The sequence below is a fragment of the Legionella gresilensis genome (assembly GCF_900639865.1).
GTDB lineage: Bacteria > Pseudomonadota > Gammaproteobacteria > Legionellales > Legionellaceae > Legionella_C > Legionella_C gresilensis.
This window is the reverse complement of sequence record NZ_CAAAHX010000003.1, coordinates 91,338-106,601: the sequence shown is the minus strand read 5'-3', so window position 1 is coordinate 106,601 and position 15,264 is coordinate 91,338. Positions and strand designations below refer to the sequence as shown.

Sequence of the window (15,264 nt, the reverse complement as noted above, 5' to 3'; positions counted from 1 at the left end):
AGGTAAATAATATGCTTTATGTTTGGCTTTTAATCTTTGCAATAGCTATTTTAATTAAATTTAAAAATTTAACGCGATTAAATATCACTAATATCATTCCTGGGTACATCACTTTAGATGACACCAAAGCTAAAATTAGTAGTGGTTTAGAACATAATGATTTGCTTCAATTAATGGAGCGTTTTAACTATAAGCCTGGTGAAGGGATTTGTTTTGGTTTTACCATTACTTGGGCACAAGAGTCAGTATCTCAAAGAGAAGGCACATTTTATGAAAGAATTAATTTAATTCGTAAAGAAAAAGAGAATTTAGTTGCTAAGGTTAGGAGAATTACAAATAAAATTAAGCGTAATCAGCAGGTTAATTATCAAGAAGAACAACTACTTGAAATAAACGCGCTTATTGAAGCAGTATGCATTGCACAGTCACCACATAGCTATGAACCTATCTATAACGGGCGTATAACTCAAACGAATATTGATAATATTCTTGATACTGCTCAACAAGGTTTAGCATGTGGAGGTGCGATTAAAAAACTTTTTACCAAAACCGTTGCTATGGCATCTTTAATCCATGTAGATGATTATTTTAAGTATTTAAGCTCTTTGATCCATCTTCATGACAATTTAGTTATGATAGTTAGTAATGAACAGCACTCTATAGGTTTAAAAAGACATCCATATGGTTGGCTATTACTAGATACTAATTACTTATATAAACAATCCTCCGACTATCCTTATCTTCTTCTTAACGAGCGGCAATTAAGTAGTCAATTAAATAACAGTTTTGAAGAGCGAGGTACGCTTATTATTAATATCGATTTTATTGCATTTGATAATTTAAATTTAAGACATCGTTTACAGCAATTAAATAATAGTTATCCAGTAACTTATCAACATTTTTGGTATAAAAATTGTCGGAATATTAGTTTTATGGAAATTTGTGTTCAAAGTGGCGATGATCTAAGTATTAGAGAAATGGCTCGTTTACAAAATAAAAGAGGCAATTTGCTAACTCAAACGCAAGTCAAAGACGCTTTAAGGTTAACCGTTGATTGCAACCAAAGTAAAATTTTAGCTATTTTAATGGAGATTCGTGATTTAGATATTAATATAGCATGTCAATCTGATGGCAAAACAGCACTAGGGTTGGCCTGTAAATTAGGAAATTTACCCTTAGTTAAATTGCTGATAACACATCCGCATATCGATATTAACCGGGCTGATGATAAAGTTAATACGCCCCTTATGATAGCTTGTAAATACTCTAAACAAAGTATGGAGTTAATTACGCTGTTACTGCAAGCTGGTGCTAACTTAATAATACAAAACTGTGATAGAAAAAATGCCTTAAGAATTGCTAGAGAAAATGACAATAAGATAGCTATTGCAGCGATTGGAAATTTTAATCGATCACAACGCTTATTAGCGGCTGGCAACGATAATTTAGCGTTTTTAGAAAGACGGTATGGTCTTTCACAGGTAACAGCTTATGGATGTACTTTTTTTACTACGAGAAGGGCTATGTATGCTAATAAAAGTATTCAACCAGAAACCAGTTTGCTGCATATTAGCGATATGATGTAGCATCTATATTTCTGTCTAGATGCTACATAAACAAAATAGGTATTAGGGCACGTCTCTTTCTTTTTCACCTGTATAAAGTTGACGTGGGCGGCCAAGTTTAGACCGGCTAGCAACCATTTCCATCCAATGAGACATCCAACCCACAGTTCTTGCTAAAGCAAAGATAACAGTAAACATGTTAGTTGGAATACCGATAGCGCTTAAAGTTAATCCTGAATAAAAATCAACGTTAGGATAGAGTTTTTTCTCAATAAAATATTCATCTTCAAGAGCAATGCGTTCAAGTTCCATGGCTAGTTTAAATAAAGGTGAATCAAGTGCGCCGACTGCTTGCAATACTGCATGACATGTTTTACGCATTACTTTGGCACGAGGATCATAGCTTTTATAAACTCGATGGCCAAAGCCCATTAAGCGAAATGGATCATCTTTATCTTTCGCACGTTTAATATAGTGATTAATATTTTTGATATCCCCAATTTCATTTAACATATTAAGACATGCTTCATTAGCTCCACCATGAGCGGGGCCCCATAAAGCGCCAATACCTGCTGATATACATGCAAATGGATTAGCCCCAGTTGAACCAGCAAGGCGTACCGTTGAGGTCGATGCATTTTGTTCATGGTCTGCATGTAAAATAAAGATAGTATCCATTGCATTAACAATAATAGGATTAGGAGTAACATTCTCAGATGGGACTCCAAACATCATATGTAAAAAGTTTTCTGCATAAGACATTTTATTTAAAGGATACATATAGGGCTGGCCAACCGAGTATTTATAACTCATAGCAGCCAGTGTTGGCATTTTAGAGATTAATCGTATTGCTGAAATATATCTATCTTGTTGGTTATTTAGATCCATTGAATCATGATAAAAGGCAGATAGAGCACCAACAATGCCCACCATAATTGCCATGGGATGCGCATCGCGTCGAAAGCCATTTAAAAACTGATACATTTGTTGATGTACCATTGTATGGTTATTAATAAGGCTTACGAAGTCCTTTTTCTCTTCTTCATTGGGTAGTTCTCCATTTAAAAGGAGATAGCTTACATCTAAAAAGTCCTTTTTCTCTGCTAATTGCTCGATAGGGTAGCCCCGATATAGCAATATCCCTTTCTCGCCATCAATAAACGTTATTTTGGATTCACAAGCAGCTGTTGAAACAAATCCTGGATCAAAAGTAAATAAACCAACTTGGCTTAAATTATTAATATCAATAACATCATTACCAAGTGTAGGACTATAAATAGGTAATTTTACCGGCTCATGGCCCTCTAGGCTAAGTTCGGCATACTTTTTGGTCATAGCGTCTCCTAAGTAATGGCTTGAGAGCCTCGCTGCGTAAAAATGGAAAAGACTATATAAAAATGATCAGTACGAGTCTACAATTATTTTTATACTAAATGTTTAATTATAATACATATTGACTTTTTTAAGAGGCAGATGTTTAAATTAAATAAGCGCAAAATCAATTTTTTAGATACAATAATATAATTAGATAAAAAGAAAAAGCTTTCTTGTTATAAAGTCTTAATAGCTGTTTTTGCCTGATTCAATTTAAGCTATCTGTATGGTATCCTTACAGGCTCTTATTTTCTAAAAATTGCATAAGGATCTTTCTTCGCCATGGTTTATTCTGCCAGAGAAATTATATCAGTAAATATTGAAGATGAATTGAAGCAGTCCTACCTTGACTATGCAATGAGTGTCATTGTAGGTCGTGCTTTGCCTGATGTACGTGATGGATTAAAGCCCGTTCATAGGCGTGTCTTATTTGCGATGAATGAACTAGGTAATGACTGGAACAAGGCATATAAGAAGTCAGCGCGGGTTGTGGGAGACGTTATTGGTAAATATCATCCACATGGCGATACGGCAGTATACGACACTATTGTACGTATGGCTCAACCCTTTTCTATGCGTTATCTATTGATAGATGGTCAGGGAAATTTCGGTTCAGTAGACGGAGATAGAGCTGCAGCAATGCGTTATACCGAGATACGCATGTCAAAGCTTGCCCATGCCTTATTAGCAGACTTAGAAAAAAATACAGTTGATTTTGTTCCTAATTATGATGAAACAGAATTCGCACCCTCTGTATTACCAACACGGGTGCCTAATTTATTAGTCAATGGTTCTTCGGGTATTGCTGTTGGAATGGCTACTAACATTCCACCGCATAACTTATCAGAAGTCATTAATGCTTGTATCGCCTTAATTAAAGAGCCTAGTTTAACGATTGAAGAATTAATGGATTATATTCCAGCACCTGATTTTCCTACAGCCGCCATTATTAATGGTAGGGCAGGAATTGTGCAAGCTTACCAAACAGGCCGTGGTCGAATTTTTATTAGGGCTCGTACAGAAATCGAAACGGATTCTCATAGCAGCAAGCAAGCAATTATTATTACCGAGCTTCCTTATCAAGTAAATAAAGCACGATTAGTAGAGAAAATTGCTGAGTTAGTTCGGGAAAAGAAAATAGAAGGTATTTCGGGTTTAAGAGATGAATCCGACAAGCAAGGGATGCGCGTTGTTATTGAATTAAAACGCGGTGAAGTAGCAGAAGTTATCCTAAACAATCTTTATGCCCATACGCAAATGCAAAATGTGTTTGGTATTAACATGGTTGCTTTGGTAGATGGGCAGCCCCGGACTTTGAATTTAAAGCAGGTATTAGAGCATTTTATCAAACACCGTCGCGAAGTAGTTACTAGACGGACTATTTTTGAACTTAAAAAAGCACGTGAAAGAGCACACTTATTAGAGGGATTAGGTATTGCTCTAGCTAATATTGATGAAATGATAGAATTAATAAAGGAATCACCAACGCCTCAAGACGCTAAGGAGCGTTTACTTGCTAAAACCTGGAGTGCAGGCTTGGTAAAAAGTATGTTGCAAGCTGCAGGTAGTGATGCATGTCGTCCAGATAATCTTTCTGCAGACTATGGTCTAATAGATGATGTTTATCGGCTTTCACCTGAACAGGCGCAAGCAATTTTAGAGTTGAGATTACATCGTTTAACCGCTTTAGAACAAGATAAGATTATTAAAGAATTTGAACAACTTTTAGAACATATTAAGGATTTACTCGATATACTTGCCTCACCTGAAAGATTATTACAGGTAATTCATGATGAGTTTGTCGATATTAAAACCCAATTTGGCGATAATCGACGTACAGAAGTTATTGCCTCTCAAGAAGATTTAACAATTGAAGACCTAATCACGGAAGAAGATGTCGTTGTAACTTTATCGCATGAGGGATATGTAAAATATCAACCTTTATCCGCTTATCAAGCGCAACGGCGAGGTGGTAAAGGTAAGTCGGCAACGAATGTTAAAGATGAGGATTTCATTGAGAAACTTATTATTGCTAGTACTCATGATACCTTGTTATGTTTCTCCAATCATGGCAAGCTTTATTGGTTAAAAGCCTATCAATTACCGTTAGCTAGTCGAATTTCTCGTGGTAAACCCATTATTAATATCTTGCCATTGGCACCAGGTGAGGCAATTAATGCAATGTTACCTGTTAGAAGTTATGATGAAGGTTACTTTGTGTTTATGACAACGAAGCATGGTACTGTTAAGAAAGTACCGCTTAACGCTTTTAGTAGGCCACGTTCTAATGGGATTATTGCAGTTGATTTGGTTGAAGATGATTGCTTAGTTGGTGTTGATATTACCGATGGCAACAGAGATATTATGTTATTTACTGATGCTGGTAAAGTTATCCGGTTTGATGAACAATTAGTTAGACCTATGGGTAGAACAGCGCGTGGGGTAAGAGGAATTCGCTTGCATGACGATCAGTCGGTAATTTCTATGGTAGTCGCAAAATCTGAAGGTACTATTTTAACGGCTACGGAAAATGGCTATGGTAAGCGAACAGATATTGCTGAGTATCGCGTTTCTGGCCGAGGCGGTCAAGGAGTTATTTCTATTCAAGTTAATGAAAGAAATGGCAAAGTAGTTCGTGCCTTGCAAGTGGAGGAAGGCGACGAGGCAATGCTAATTACGGATAAAGGCACCTTAGTCCGTTTTAGAATTGACGAATTATCAGTAATCGGTAGGAATACTCAAGGCGTACGATTAATGAATCTTCATTCAGGCGAGCAAGTTGTAGGAATGCAGCGTATTGTTGAGCTTGATGAAACACAAGATGAGCTAGTTGATACTGAAGAAATGACTAATGAATAGAGGTTATAATTTTGGTGCAGGCCCTGCGATGTTGCCCACCGAAATATTGCTTGAAGCTCAACAAGAGTTATTAAATTGGCATGGTTCAGGCATGTCTATCATGGAAATAGGCCACCGTACTAATGAATTCCTCACACTTATAGAAGAAGCCGAGCATCGCTTGCGTCGGCTTTTAAATATTCCATATAACTATTATGTTCTATTTTTAGGCGGAGCTGCACGCACCCAATTTAGTATGATTCCTATGAATTTACTAAAGAAAGGAGAGCAAGCAGGGTTTTTTCTTACGGGAATATGGTCAACTATGGCCTATGAAGAAACTAAGAAGCTTAAGCAAGCTTATGTGATTGCTTCTAGTGAGCCTAATGGGTTTACATCTATACCAAAGAAACCTGTATGGCAATTTAAAGAAAATACTTCATACATTTACTATACGCCTAATGAAACAATTAATGGTATACGATTTCCAATACCGCCTAAGCATAATAATATCCCTTTGATTGCCGATATGACTTCATGCCTATTAGCAGAGCCTATAAATATTGATGATTATGGTTTAATTTTTGCTGGCGCGCAGAAAAATATTGCTAACTCTGGATTAACAGTTGTAATTATAAGGCAAGATTTAGTAGAAAAGATTAAGCATAAAAAGCTGCCAACGATGCTCGATTTTCGAGTTCATGTTGAAAATAAATCAGTTTATGCAACCCCTCCGACATTTAATTGTTATCTAGCTTTGAAAATGTTTAAGTGGATTGAAGACCAAGGTGGCGTTGAAGCACTTTATAAGCAAAATTGCGAAAAAGCGGCAAAATTTTATAACTATATTGATAATAATCCTTTTTATCAGTGCAAAATTGCTAAAGATGCGCGTTCGATTTTAAATATTTGTTTTACTTTGTCTCACAAGGAACTTGAAGAAAAATTTCTTGTTCAAGCTGCAGAGAGAGGGCTATTAGCGTTAAGAGGGCATCGAACTGTAGGCGGCCTACGAGCAAGTATGTATAATTCTATGCCCTTAGAAGGTGTTGAGCGTTTAATTGAATTTATGAGTGATTTTGCCAAGGGGCAGAGTTTATGAATGTAGTTGATTTTATTAGTAGTCCAGTTGAGAAATTGCTGGGAGATATAACTGTTCCTGGCGATAAGTCAATTTCACATCGGGCGATTATGCTTGGCGCTATTGCTCATGGTACCACAACGATAAATGGCTTTTTGGATGGAGAAGATTGTCTAGCTACACTGAAAGCTTTCTGTTTAATGGGTGTTTCTATTGAAGGTCCTATTTCTCAACGAGTTATTATTCATGGCGTAGGTAAATATGGTTTACAGCCGCCTACGGATACTATTGATTGTGGAAACTCTGGGACAAGCATACGACTTTTAGCAGGATTACTGGCGGCGCAGCCATTTGATAGCTCATTAACGGGTGATGCAAGTTTACTTAAAAGACCCATGGAAAGAGTTAGCCGGCCCCTTAATCAGATGGGCGCTAATATTAATACGACTGAAGGCAAGCCGCCGCTTTTTATTAAAGGTGGCAAGGAATTAGTAGGTATTACTTATGAGATGCCAGAGGCAAGTGCCCAAGTTAAGTCAGCATTATTGTTAGCGGGTTTATATGCGTCTGGTGATACAACTATTATAGAACCAGGTTTCACCCGCGATCATACTGAGCGAATGTTAACAACGTTCTCATACCCTATTCGCAAGTGTGAAAATAAAATAATAATTAACTCAGATGGTGAGTGCATTAGCACAGATATTATTATCCCAGGTGATATTTCTTCTGCAGCATTTTTTATTGTTGCAGCCACTTTGATTCCCGATTCAGATATCTTAATAAGAAATATTGGTATTAATCCTACTCGTACCGGCGTAATTCAAATTCTACAACAGATGGGCGCTCATATAGATTTGAAAAATAAACGACTTTATGGTGAGGAATTAGTAGCTGATTTACATGTACGTTATGCGCCTTTAGAGGGGATTGATATTCCTTCTAACTTAGTTCCTCTCGCTATTGACGAATTTCCCATTATTTTTATAGCGGCTGCTTGTGCGAAAGGACAAACCAGATTGCATGGTGCTAAGGAGTTGCGTAATAAGGAAAGTGATAGAATTAGTGCGATGGCTGATGGTTTACAGCGTCTAGGTATAGAAATACAAACTTTTAGTGACGGCGTATTTATTAATGGCGGTACTATCAAGGGTGGTAAAATAGATAGTTATCATGATCATCGCATAGCGATGGCTTTTTCTATAGCTGGTGCTGTTGCCAAAGATAAGGTAATAATAAAAAATTGTGCTAATGTAGCTACCTCATTTCCAAGTTTTGTAAAAACGGCCAATATGATTCATTTAGCTATTGAGGAACAGTATGATGAAGCTAGATAAAGTCATTCCTGTCATTACTATTGATGGGCCAAGCGGCACTGGCAAAGGGACTTTATGCTATATGTTAGCTGATCATTTAAACTGGAATGTGCTAGATAGTGGCTCAATTTATAGAGTACTTGCTTATGCTGTTAGACAAAAAGGGATAAATTTTAATGATGTTCCTAGTATGGTGGAGCTTGCTCATAATTTAAATGTAAAATTCGAAACAGATCCCCATTTAAAATGTACAGTTATTTTAGATAAACGAGATGTTTATAAGGAAATACGTAGTGAGCAATGCGGTCAAGATGCTTCAAAAATTGCTGTTATACCAGAGATTAGAACAGCTTTATTAGCTCGACAACGGGCGTTTGCTCAGTCGCCAGGGCTTGTTACCGATGGTCGAGATATGGGCACAGTTGTTTTCCCAGATGCATTTCTTAAGATTTATTTACATGCAACACCTGAAATTCGAGCAAATAGACGATATTTACAGTTGAAAGAAAGTGGAATTGATGTTAGCCTCGCCGAGGTCATCAATGAATTAACTATGCGAGATGAGCGTGATATAAGCCGTCAACACGCGCCTTTAACACCTGCTGCAGATGCAATTCTTATTGATACAACTGGCTTAACTATTGTACAAGTGTTCAATAATGTTTTAAAATTAGTGAACAAGCAATTAAATTCTGAATAATGTTCAAAATTTGATTCAGTTTGAAGTTCTTTTATATTAATGTTAAATGAATTTACTTAAGTATAAGAGAAATATAAATAATTATTGGGAGGCTTTGTGATCCGGATATCACATGGCTATTTTTTTTACTAGAGAGTTAATTAACATGTCTGAAAGTTTCAAAGAGTTGTTCGAGCAAAGCATCGCTGGTGCTCAATTTTACCCTGGCGCTATAATTACCGCAAAAGTTATTGATATCGATGATGATTATGTAACTTTAAATGCTGGCTTGAAATCTGAAGGTATTGTTGCTGTAGAAGAGTTTCAAGATAAAAATGGTAAATTAGAAATCCATGTTGGGGACACAGTCGAAGTTGCTCTAGATTCTGTTGAAGATGGGTTTGGTGAGACGTTATTATCGCGTGAAAAAGCGAAGCGCCAAGAAGCATGGCGTAAATTATCGAAATCGCATGAAAACAATGATACTGTAACTGGTTTAATTTCAGGTAAGGTTAAAGGTGGTTTTACAGTTGAAATTGGCTCGATAAGGGCATTCCTACCCGGTTCTTTAGTTGATGTCAGACCTGTACGTGATCCTTCTTATTTGGAAGGAAAAGAGCTTGAATTTAAAGTAATAAAAATGGATTTAAAGCGTAACAACATTGTTGTTTCACGTCGAGCTGTAGTAGAGGAAGAGAGTAGTGCTGATAGACAAGCATTATTAGATTCTTTACATGATGGACAAATACTAAATGGTATCGTTAAAAACCTTACTGATTATGGTGCATTCATTGATTTAGGTGGTATTGACGGTCTATTACATATTACTGATATTTCTTGGAAACGCGTTAAACATCCAAGTGAAGTGCTTACTGTAGGCCAAGACGTTAAAGTAAAAGTCTTAAGTTTTGATAGTGAACGTAATCGCGTTTCTTTAGGTATGAAGCAGCTTGGTAATGATCCATGGGTTGACCTTGTTGAGCGTTATCCTGTCGGTAAGAAAATGAAAGGCAAAGTAACCAATATTACTGATTACGGCTGTTTTGTAGAAATAGAAGAAGGCGTAGAAGGCTTAGTTCATATGTCTGAAATGGATTGGACTAATAAAAATGTTCATCCAAGCAAAGTAGTATCAATGGGCGATATGGTCGACGTTATGGTTCTCGAAATTGATGAAGAACGTCGTCGTATTTCTCTAGGTATGAAGCAATGTGTAGGTAATCCTTGGCATCAATTTGCTCAGACACATAATAAAGGTCAAAAAGTATCCGGCAAAATTCGCTCAATTACTGATTTTGGAATCTTTATTGGGCTGGAAGGTGATATTGATGGTCTTGTTCACTTATCTGATATATCTTGGACTATTCCAGGCGAGGAAGCGGTCAAGCAATTTAAGAAAGGACAAGAGCTTGAAGCAATCATTCTTGCTATTGACCCTGAAAGAGAGCGTATTTCTTTAGGCCTGAAGCAACTTGAAGGTGATTCTTTTGCTACTTTTGTTGAAGAGCATAGTAAAGGTGCGATCGTTAAAGGTAAAGTACTTAGCGTTGAGCCAAAAACTGTAACTGTCGACTTAGGTCGGGAAGTTATAGGAACTATTCGGGCTACTGAGTTATCAGAAGATCGAGTCGAAGATGCGAATTCTCTCTTTAAAGAAGGAGACGAGTTAGAGGCTAAAATCGTTAATATCGATAAGAAAAATCGTACGATTTCACTCTCAGTGAAAGCAAAAGATGCTCATGAGCAAGCAGAAGCAATTAAAAAATACTCTCGTAGTGAAGTAGCTTCAACTACCTTAGGAGATTTGCTTAAGGAAAAAATGGCTCATAGAGAAGCAGAATAACTAAAGGTTATTTCTTATAACTGTAAAAAAGCGTAGGTAACTACGCTTTTTTTATTTCTAAATTTAACTAAAACCAATAATATTATTAGAAGAAATTAAATTTGATATGAGAGGATTTTCTGAAGATTATTAATAATTTGTATCCTATTTTCTCTAAATTAATAAATTGAATTAAAGTTATCTATAACTTGAAATTTGTTAAAGTTAACAAAATTTAATGCCTAAAAGATTTTTATTTTAGAACTTGGCTTCGAGTTGCTAGGCTGTGGCATTACGACGTAAATAATAGATGTCCTATTCCTATATAAAGCCAACGTCGTTCCCACGCAGGCGGGAATCCAGGTGAAATTTAGCTTATTGCTAATTAATGAATGGATCCCCGCCTGCGCGGGATGACAGGGGGGTAAAGTGGTGTAATTGGCTTTGGAAATTTATCCCACGCGGCAATGCTCTAGGATATGATAAAAGGTCGTTTTTTACAGGTTCTAATATTAAAGTTTAAATCTGCTTTAGATTAAGCAGATAAATTTTTACGTTCCTCATAAGGATTAATCAATGCGTCTTGTAATGATAATATTATATTTATTTTTAATAATACTAGGGGTGAGCTTTGCTGCTTTAAATGCAGCTTCGGTGCCAATAAATTTATATGTCACTACGTTAACATTACCAGTTTCTGTATTAATTGCTGTAACGTTAGGCATTGGACTTATTCTAGGGTTTTTAATTTTTTTAGGTCGTTATTGGCGCCTTAAAATAGAATGTTTTAAAATTAGGAACCAATTAAAAATTACAGAAACGGAAATTAAAAATTTAAGGACTATGCCTCTGAAGGATCAACCCTAGCATAAGATATATTAAGCTCCAAAAAGGATTTAAATAGGTTGCTTACCCTATACAACACTAATATTTTTAGGGTAAGTGCTTAAATCTTTCACTAAGCGGTTTAATTAGATCATGTTGAAAAAAATTTATGCTCCGCCAAAATAGGGCTTACTTTCTTAATTTATTACTTTTTAGGACATTAATTTATCTCTAAAATTAGATAGTACTAGCAAAAATGGTTCAGTTAGCATTACAATAACTTGCGCTTATTGATTCTGATAGGGAATCTTTCAATGATCAACTTATGGCCTTTACTGTTACCTGCTGCAGCGTTATCAGGCTGGTGGGTTGCTAGCCGTAATTATTCACATAAGGGATCCAAAAATAGTAATTATCTATCACGAGAATATGTTGTTGGTTTAAATTATCTTTTAAATGAACAGCCCGATAAAGCTGTAGATATATTTATTCAATTGCTCGATGTCGATAGTGAAACAGTTGAAACTCATCTAGCCTTAGGCAGTTTATTTAGACGCCGTGGAGAGGTTGATAGGGCAATCCGCATCCATCAAAATCTGATTGCAAGACCTCAATTAAGCCTTACTGAGCGAAAGGAAGCGCTGAGAGCGTTAGGTCAAGATTATATGAGTGCAGGTGTATTTGATAGAGCAGAGCGAATTTTTTTAGAGGCTGTTAAATTAGGTGGTAATCAAGAAGTTCATAGTCTACATGGCCTATTAGCTATCTATCAACAAGAGAAAGCGTGGGAAAAAGCGTTAGAGATAATTCAAAAATTAGAAAGTTCTACTGGCCAAAGCTTACATCATCAGGCAGCTCATTATTATTGTGAGATTGCTGAACAGGCATTAAAAGCTAATTTGCTTGATAAAGCACAAAATGCGACTCGTCAAGCTCTGCATATAGATAAAAGATCCGTTCGTGCTAGCTTGTTACAAGCATCATTAGATATAAAAAATGCACGCTATAAACAAGCCCTCCGCTCTTTAAAACGTGTGCCTGTTCAGGATCCGGATTTTCTAACGGAAATTATTGAACCATTGGTTTTTTGTTATCGTCAATTAGAAGCTATGGACGAGTGTATTGAGTATTTACAACAGACCTTGGTAACAAACCCACGGGCGTCAACTATTTTTGTTATAGCTGACCAATTACAAAAAGAGAAAAATATTGATACAGCAATTGATTTTGTATCAGAAAAATTAAGTACTTATCCTTCCATTAAAGGTTTAAATCGCCTTATTTATTGGCATTTGGAAAGTGCTCACGGTAAAGTGAAAACTAAATTACAAATTTTATATAATATAACCAGTAAATTTTTAGAAAATAAACCTAAATATCGTTGTGAGCAGTGTGGTTTTGGTGGTAAGCATTTGCATTGGCATTGCCCAAGCTGTAAACAGTGGGGTAAAATGAAGCCCGTATATGGGTTAGAAGGTGATTAGGCGTTTTTATTGAATTAGTAATTATTAATCCATTTTAAAAAATTTAATTTAACTTTATTTGTTTAGGCTATTGACGACGGTTTTATAAGCTCTATGTGATGTATTTGCGTGCCTTACCCAATAAATTAGGGGGGGCTATGAACAAGCCGTGGCATGAAAGAGGCTTTAAGTAATATAAAATGAATAGGCCCTGGTTAAATTAATCTTTTAAAATTTAAAGTTTGCAATAAATCATGGGGGTATTATTACTATCTTGGTGATGAATTGTTTTTCATGCAAGATGCGCCAAATACAGCCGCCGGGGGTAAGGGCTGATTACTTACTAATACGACTTATTAATTACAGAACAGTCTAGTAAATTTATTAAATTTTAGAGAATTTTATGCAATTTATCGATTTAAAAAAACAATATAAGTTAATCGAAAAGGATATCTTAAATAGTATTCAAAATGTACTCAATCATGGTCAGTATGTTATGGGACCAGAAATTGTAAGTTTAGAAAAAAAATTAGCTGATTTTATTGGTGTAAAGCATGCTATTGCCAATTCAAGTGGTACAGATGCTTTATTAATGGCGTTGTTAGCATTAGATATAAAACCAGACGATGAAATTATTACTAGCCCCTTTAGTTTTTTTGCTACTGCAGAAGTTATAGCATTATGTCAGGCAAAACCTGTTTTTGTGGATATTGATCCACTTACTTATAATATTGATCCTAATAGAATAGAAGCAGCTATTACTCCCAAGACAAAGGCTATTATGCCTGTAAGTTTATATGGTCAATGTGCTGATATGACGGCTATTAATGCAATTGCAAGTAAATATCAAATTCCTGTTATCGAAGATGGCGCGCAGAGTTTTGGAGCGACTCATTTTGGCCATTATTCGTGCGCTTTATCACTAATAGGCTGTACAAGTTTCTTTCCATCAAAACCTCTGGGTGGTTATGGTGATTCAGGTGCTTGTTTTACCAATGATGATAATATTGCAGCTAAATTAAGAGAAATTCGTAACCATGGTCAAGAGATACGTTATCAACATAAACGTATTGGGTTTAATGGACGTATGGATACTTTACAGGCAGCAGTCTTAATAGAGAAGATGAAATTGTTTTCTCATGAAATTAATTTACGTAGTACTGTGGCTAAACGTTATAACGATTTATTGGCAAACCTATTAAAGACACCGTACATTCAACCAGCTAATAAAAGTGTATTTGCACAATATACAATTGAGGTGCCTCATCGAGATGAATTTCAGGCGCAATTACAGAATTTAGGTATTCCAACTGCCGTTCATTATCCTATAGCATTACATTGCCAACCGGCGTTAGATTATTTAGGCTATCAGGAGGGTGACTTTCCAAATGCAGAGCGTGTAAGTAAAAGGGTAATAAGTTTACCTATGCATCCTTATTTAAGTCTTGATGAACAACAAACCATAGCAAAAGCTATCAAATATTGTCTTAATGATTTACGAGTGACAAGTTAAATGAACCCTAGAATTATTGTAGCCTTAGATTTCTCTAAACAAAATGACGCTTTAAACTTGATTAATGAACTTAATCCTAAAGAGTGCGCTTTAAAAATTGGCAGTGAAATGTTCACTTTGTTTGGTCCTGATTTTGTACGTACTTTAGTAAATAAAAAATATAATGTTTTTCTGGATTTAAAATTTCATGATATCCCTAATACCGTAGCGCATGCTTGTAAAGCAGCTGCTGAACTTGGCGTATGGATGATCAATGTGCATACCTCTGGCGGATTTAAAATGATGCAAGCTGCTCGAGAGGCACTTATCCCTTTTGGCCCTCATAAGCCTCTCTTGATTGGGGTAACTGTGTTAACGAGTATGGCTAGCGAAGAATTATCAACCATTGGAATTAATTCTTCTCTTGAAGAGCAAATTAGCCATTTAACTAAACTAGCAAAGCAAGCGGATCTTGATGGAGTTGTATGCTCAGCCCACGAAGTACAGTTAGTAAAAGCGCTTTGTGGCGCTTCTTTCCTATCTGTTACACCTGGTATCCGATTGTCAACAGATAATGCAGATGATCAAGTAAGGATTATGTCACCTAAGGAAGCTTTAGATTTAGGCAGTGATTATCTAGTGATAGGTCGTCCGATTACGCGGGCTAAAAATCCTCAATTAGCTATCAATAAAATTATTGATTCTCTAGCTTAATTGCCAGGACCAATTAAAGAATCCCAATACCTGTTTTGATGTTTACCTTGCAAATCCCATATTAGATAAATGGATTTATTATTATATTTCATAAA

Annotated in this window: 11 protein-coding genes; 10 read left to right on the top strand and 1 reads right to left on the bottom strand. The window is 36.0% G+C overall.

What is annotated here, in order from left to right:
• Nucleotides 1-11: 11 nt before the first annotated feature.
• Nucleotides 12-1,586: an ankyrin repeat domain-containing protein gene (locus E1P04_RS04105; protein ID WP_131781660.1), complete on the top strand. Its 1,575-nt coding sequence runs from the start codon at nt 12-14 to the stop codon at nt 1,584-1,586.
• A gap of 42 nt (nt 1,587-1,628) precedes the next feature.
• On the opposite strand, the gene gltA is transcribed toward E1P04_RS04105, so the two are convergent.
• Nucleotides 1,629-2,900, bottom strand: a complete 1,272-nt coding sequence (gene gltA, locus E1P04_RS04100) for a citrate synthase (RefSeq protein WP_131781659.1) — start codon at nt 2,898-2,900, stop codon at nt 1,629-1,631.
• Nucleotides 2,901-3,221: 321 nt separating this feature from the next.
• On the opposite strand from gltA, the gene gyrA reads away from it, so the two are divergent.
• The 9 genes from gyrA to pyrF all read left to right on the top strand — a co-directional run bounded on the left by gyrA (nt 3,222) and on the right by pyrF (nt 15,169).
• On the top strand, nt 3,222-5,798 hold the full coding sequence (gyrA, locus tag E1P04_RS04095) for a DNA gyrase subunit A (RefSeq protein ID WP_131781658.1): 2,577 nt from the start codon (nt 3,222-3,224) through the stop codon (nt 5,796-5,798).
• Nucleotides 5,791-6,879 carry a 3-phosphoserine/phosphohydroxythreonine transaminase gene (gene serC / locus E1P04_RS04090; RefSeq protein WP_131781657.1) on the top strand — a complete coding sequence of 363 codons (1,089 nt, stop codon included), beginning with the start codon at nt 5,791-5,793 and terminating at the stop codon, nt 6,877-6,879. The genes gyrA and serC overlap by 8 nt, the downstream gene beginning before the upstream one ends.
• Complete coding sequence (gene aroA / locus E1P04_RS04085; RefSeq protein WP_131781656.1) at nt 6,876-8,195, top strand: 3-phosphoshikimate 1-carboxyvinyltransferase; 1,320 nt, start codon at nt 6,876-6,878, stop codon at nt 8,193-8,195. Before serC ends, aroA begins: the two co-directional genes overlap by 4 nt.
• On the top strand, nt 8,182-8,874 hold the full coding sequence (gene cmk / locus E1P04_RS04080) for a (d)CMP kinase (protein ID WP_131781880.1): 693 nt from the start codon (nt 8,182-8,184) through the stop codon (nt 8,872-8,874). The genes aroA and cmk overlap by 14 nt, the downstream gene beginning before the upstream one ends.
• Before the next feature lie 145 nt (nt 8,875-9,019).
• A complete protein-coding gene (rpsA, locus tag E1P04_RS04075) occupies nt 9,020-10,696 on the top strand; it encodes a 30S ribosomal protein S1 (RefSeq protein WP_131781879.1) in 1,677 nt (558 codons plus the stop codon).
• A 555-nt stretch (nt 10,697-11,251) separates the two neighbouring features.
• The gene (locus E1P04_RS04070) at nt 11,252-11,542 is read left to right on the top strand and encodes a LapA family protein (protein ID WP_131781655.1); all 291 of its coding nucleotides are present in this window, start codon (nt 11,252-11,254) and stop codon (nt 11,540-11,542) included.
• A gap of 272 nt (nt 11,543-11,814) precedes the next feature.
• Nucleotides 11,815-12,984, top strand: a complete 1,170-nt coding sequence (gene lapB / locus E1P04_RS04065) for a lipopolysaccharide assembly protein LapB (RefSeq protein ID WP_131781654.1) — start codon at nt 11,815-11,817, stop codon at nt 12,982-12,984.
• Nucleotides 12,985-13,366: 382 nt separating this feature from the next.
• Nucleotides 13,367-14,476 carry a DegT/DnrJ/EryC1/StrS family aminotransferase gene (locus E1P04_RS17855; protein ID WP_131781653.1) on the top strand — a complete coding sequence of 370 codons (1,110 nt, stop codon included), beginning with the start codon at nt 13,367-13,369 and terminating at the stop codon, nt 14,474-14,476.
• Entirely contained in the window at nt 14,477-15,169 is a 693-nt protein-coding gene (gene pyrF / locus E1P04_RS17850; RefSeq protein WP_131781652.1) for an orotidine-5'-phosphate decarboxylase, read from the top strand. It abuts the gene before it with no gap.
• Nucleotides 15,170-15,264 lie beyond the last annotated feature (95 nt).

Excerpts from the sequence above, each read along its gene's own strand:
- E1P04_RS04105 (WP_131781660.1), top strand. The coding sequence starts at position 12 with ATGCTTTATGTTTGGCTTTTAATCTTTGCAATAGCTATTTTAATTAAA.
- gltA (WP_131781659.1), bottom strand. The coding sequence starts at position 2,900 with ATGACCAAAAAGTATGCCGAACTTAGCCTAGAGGGCCATGAGCCGGTA.
- gyrA (WP_131781658.1), top strand. The coding sequence starts at position 3,222 with ATGGTTTATTCTGCCAGAGAAATTATATCAGTAAATATTGAAGATGAA.
- serC (WP_131781657.1), top strand. The coding sequence starts at position 5,791 with ATGAATAGAGGTTATAATTTTGGTGCAGGCCCTGCGATGTTGCCCACC.
- aroA (WP_131781656.1), top strand. The coding sequence starts at position 6,876 with ATGAATGTAGTTGATTTTATTAGTAGTCCAGTTGAGAAATTGCTGGGA.
- cmk (WP_131781880.1), top strand. The coding sequence starts at position 8,182 with ATGAAGCTAGATAAAGTCATTCCTGTCATTACTATTGATGGGCCAAGC.
- rpsA (WP_131781879.1), top strand. The coding sequence starts at position 9,020 with ATGTCTGAAAGTTTCAAAGAGTTGTTCGAGCAAAGCATCGCTGGTGCT.
- E1P04_RS04070 (WP_131781655.1), top strand. The coding sequence starts at position 11,252 with ATGCGTCTTGTAATGATAATATTATATTTATTTTTAATAATACTAGGG.
- lapB (WP_131781654.1), top strand. The coding sequence starts at position 11,815 with ATGATCAACTTATGGCCTTTACTGTTACCTGCTGCAGCGTTATCAGGC.
- E1P04_RS17855 (WP_131781653.1), top strand. The coding sequence starts at position 13,367 with ATGCAATTTATCGATTTAAAAAAACAATATAAGTTAATCGAAAAGGAT.
- pyrF (WP_131781652.1), top strand. The coding sequence starts at position 14,477 with ATGAACCCTAGAATTATTGTAGCCTTAGATTTCTCTAAACAAAATGAC.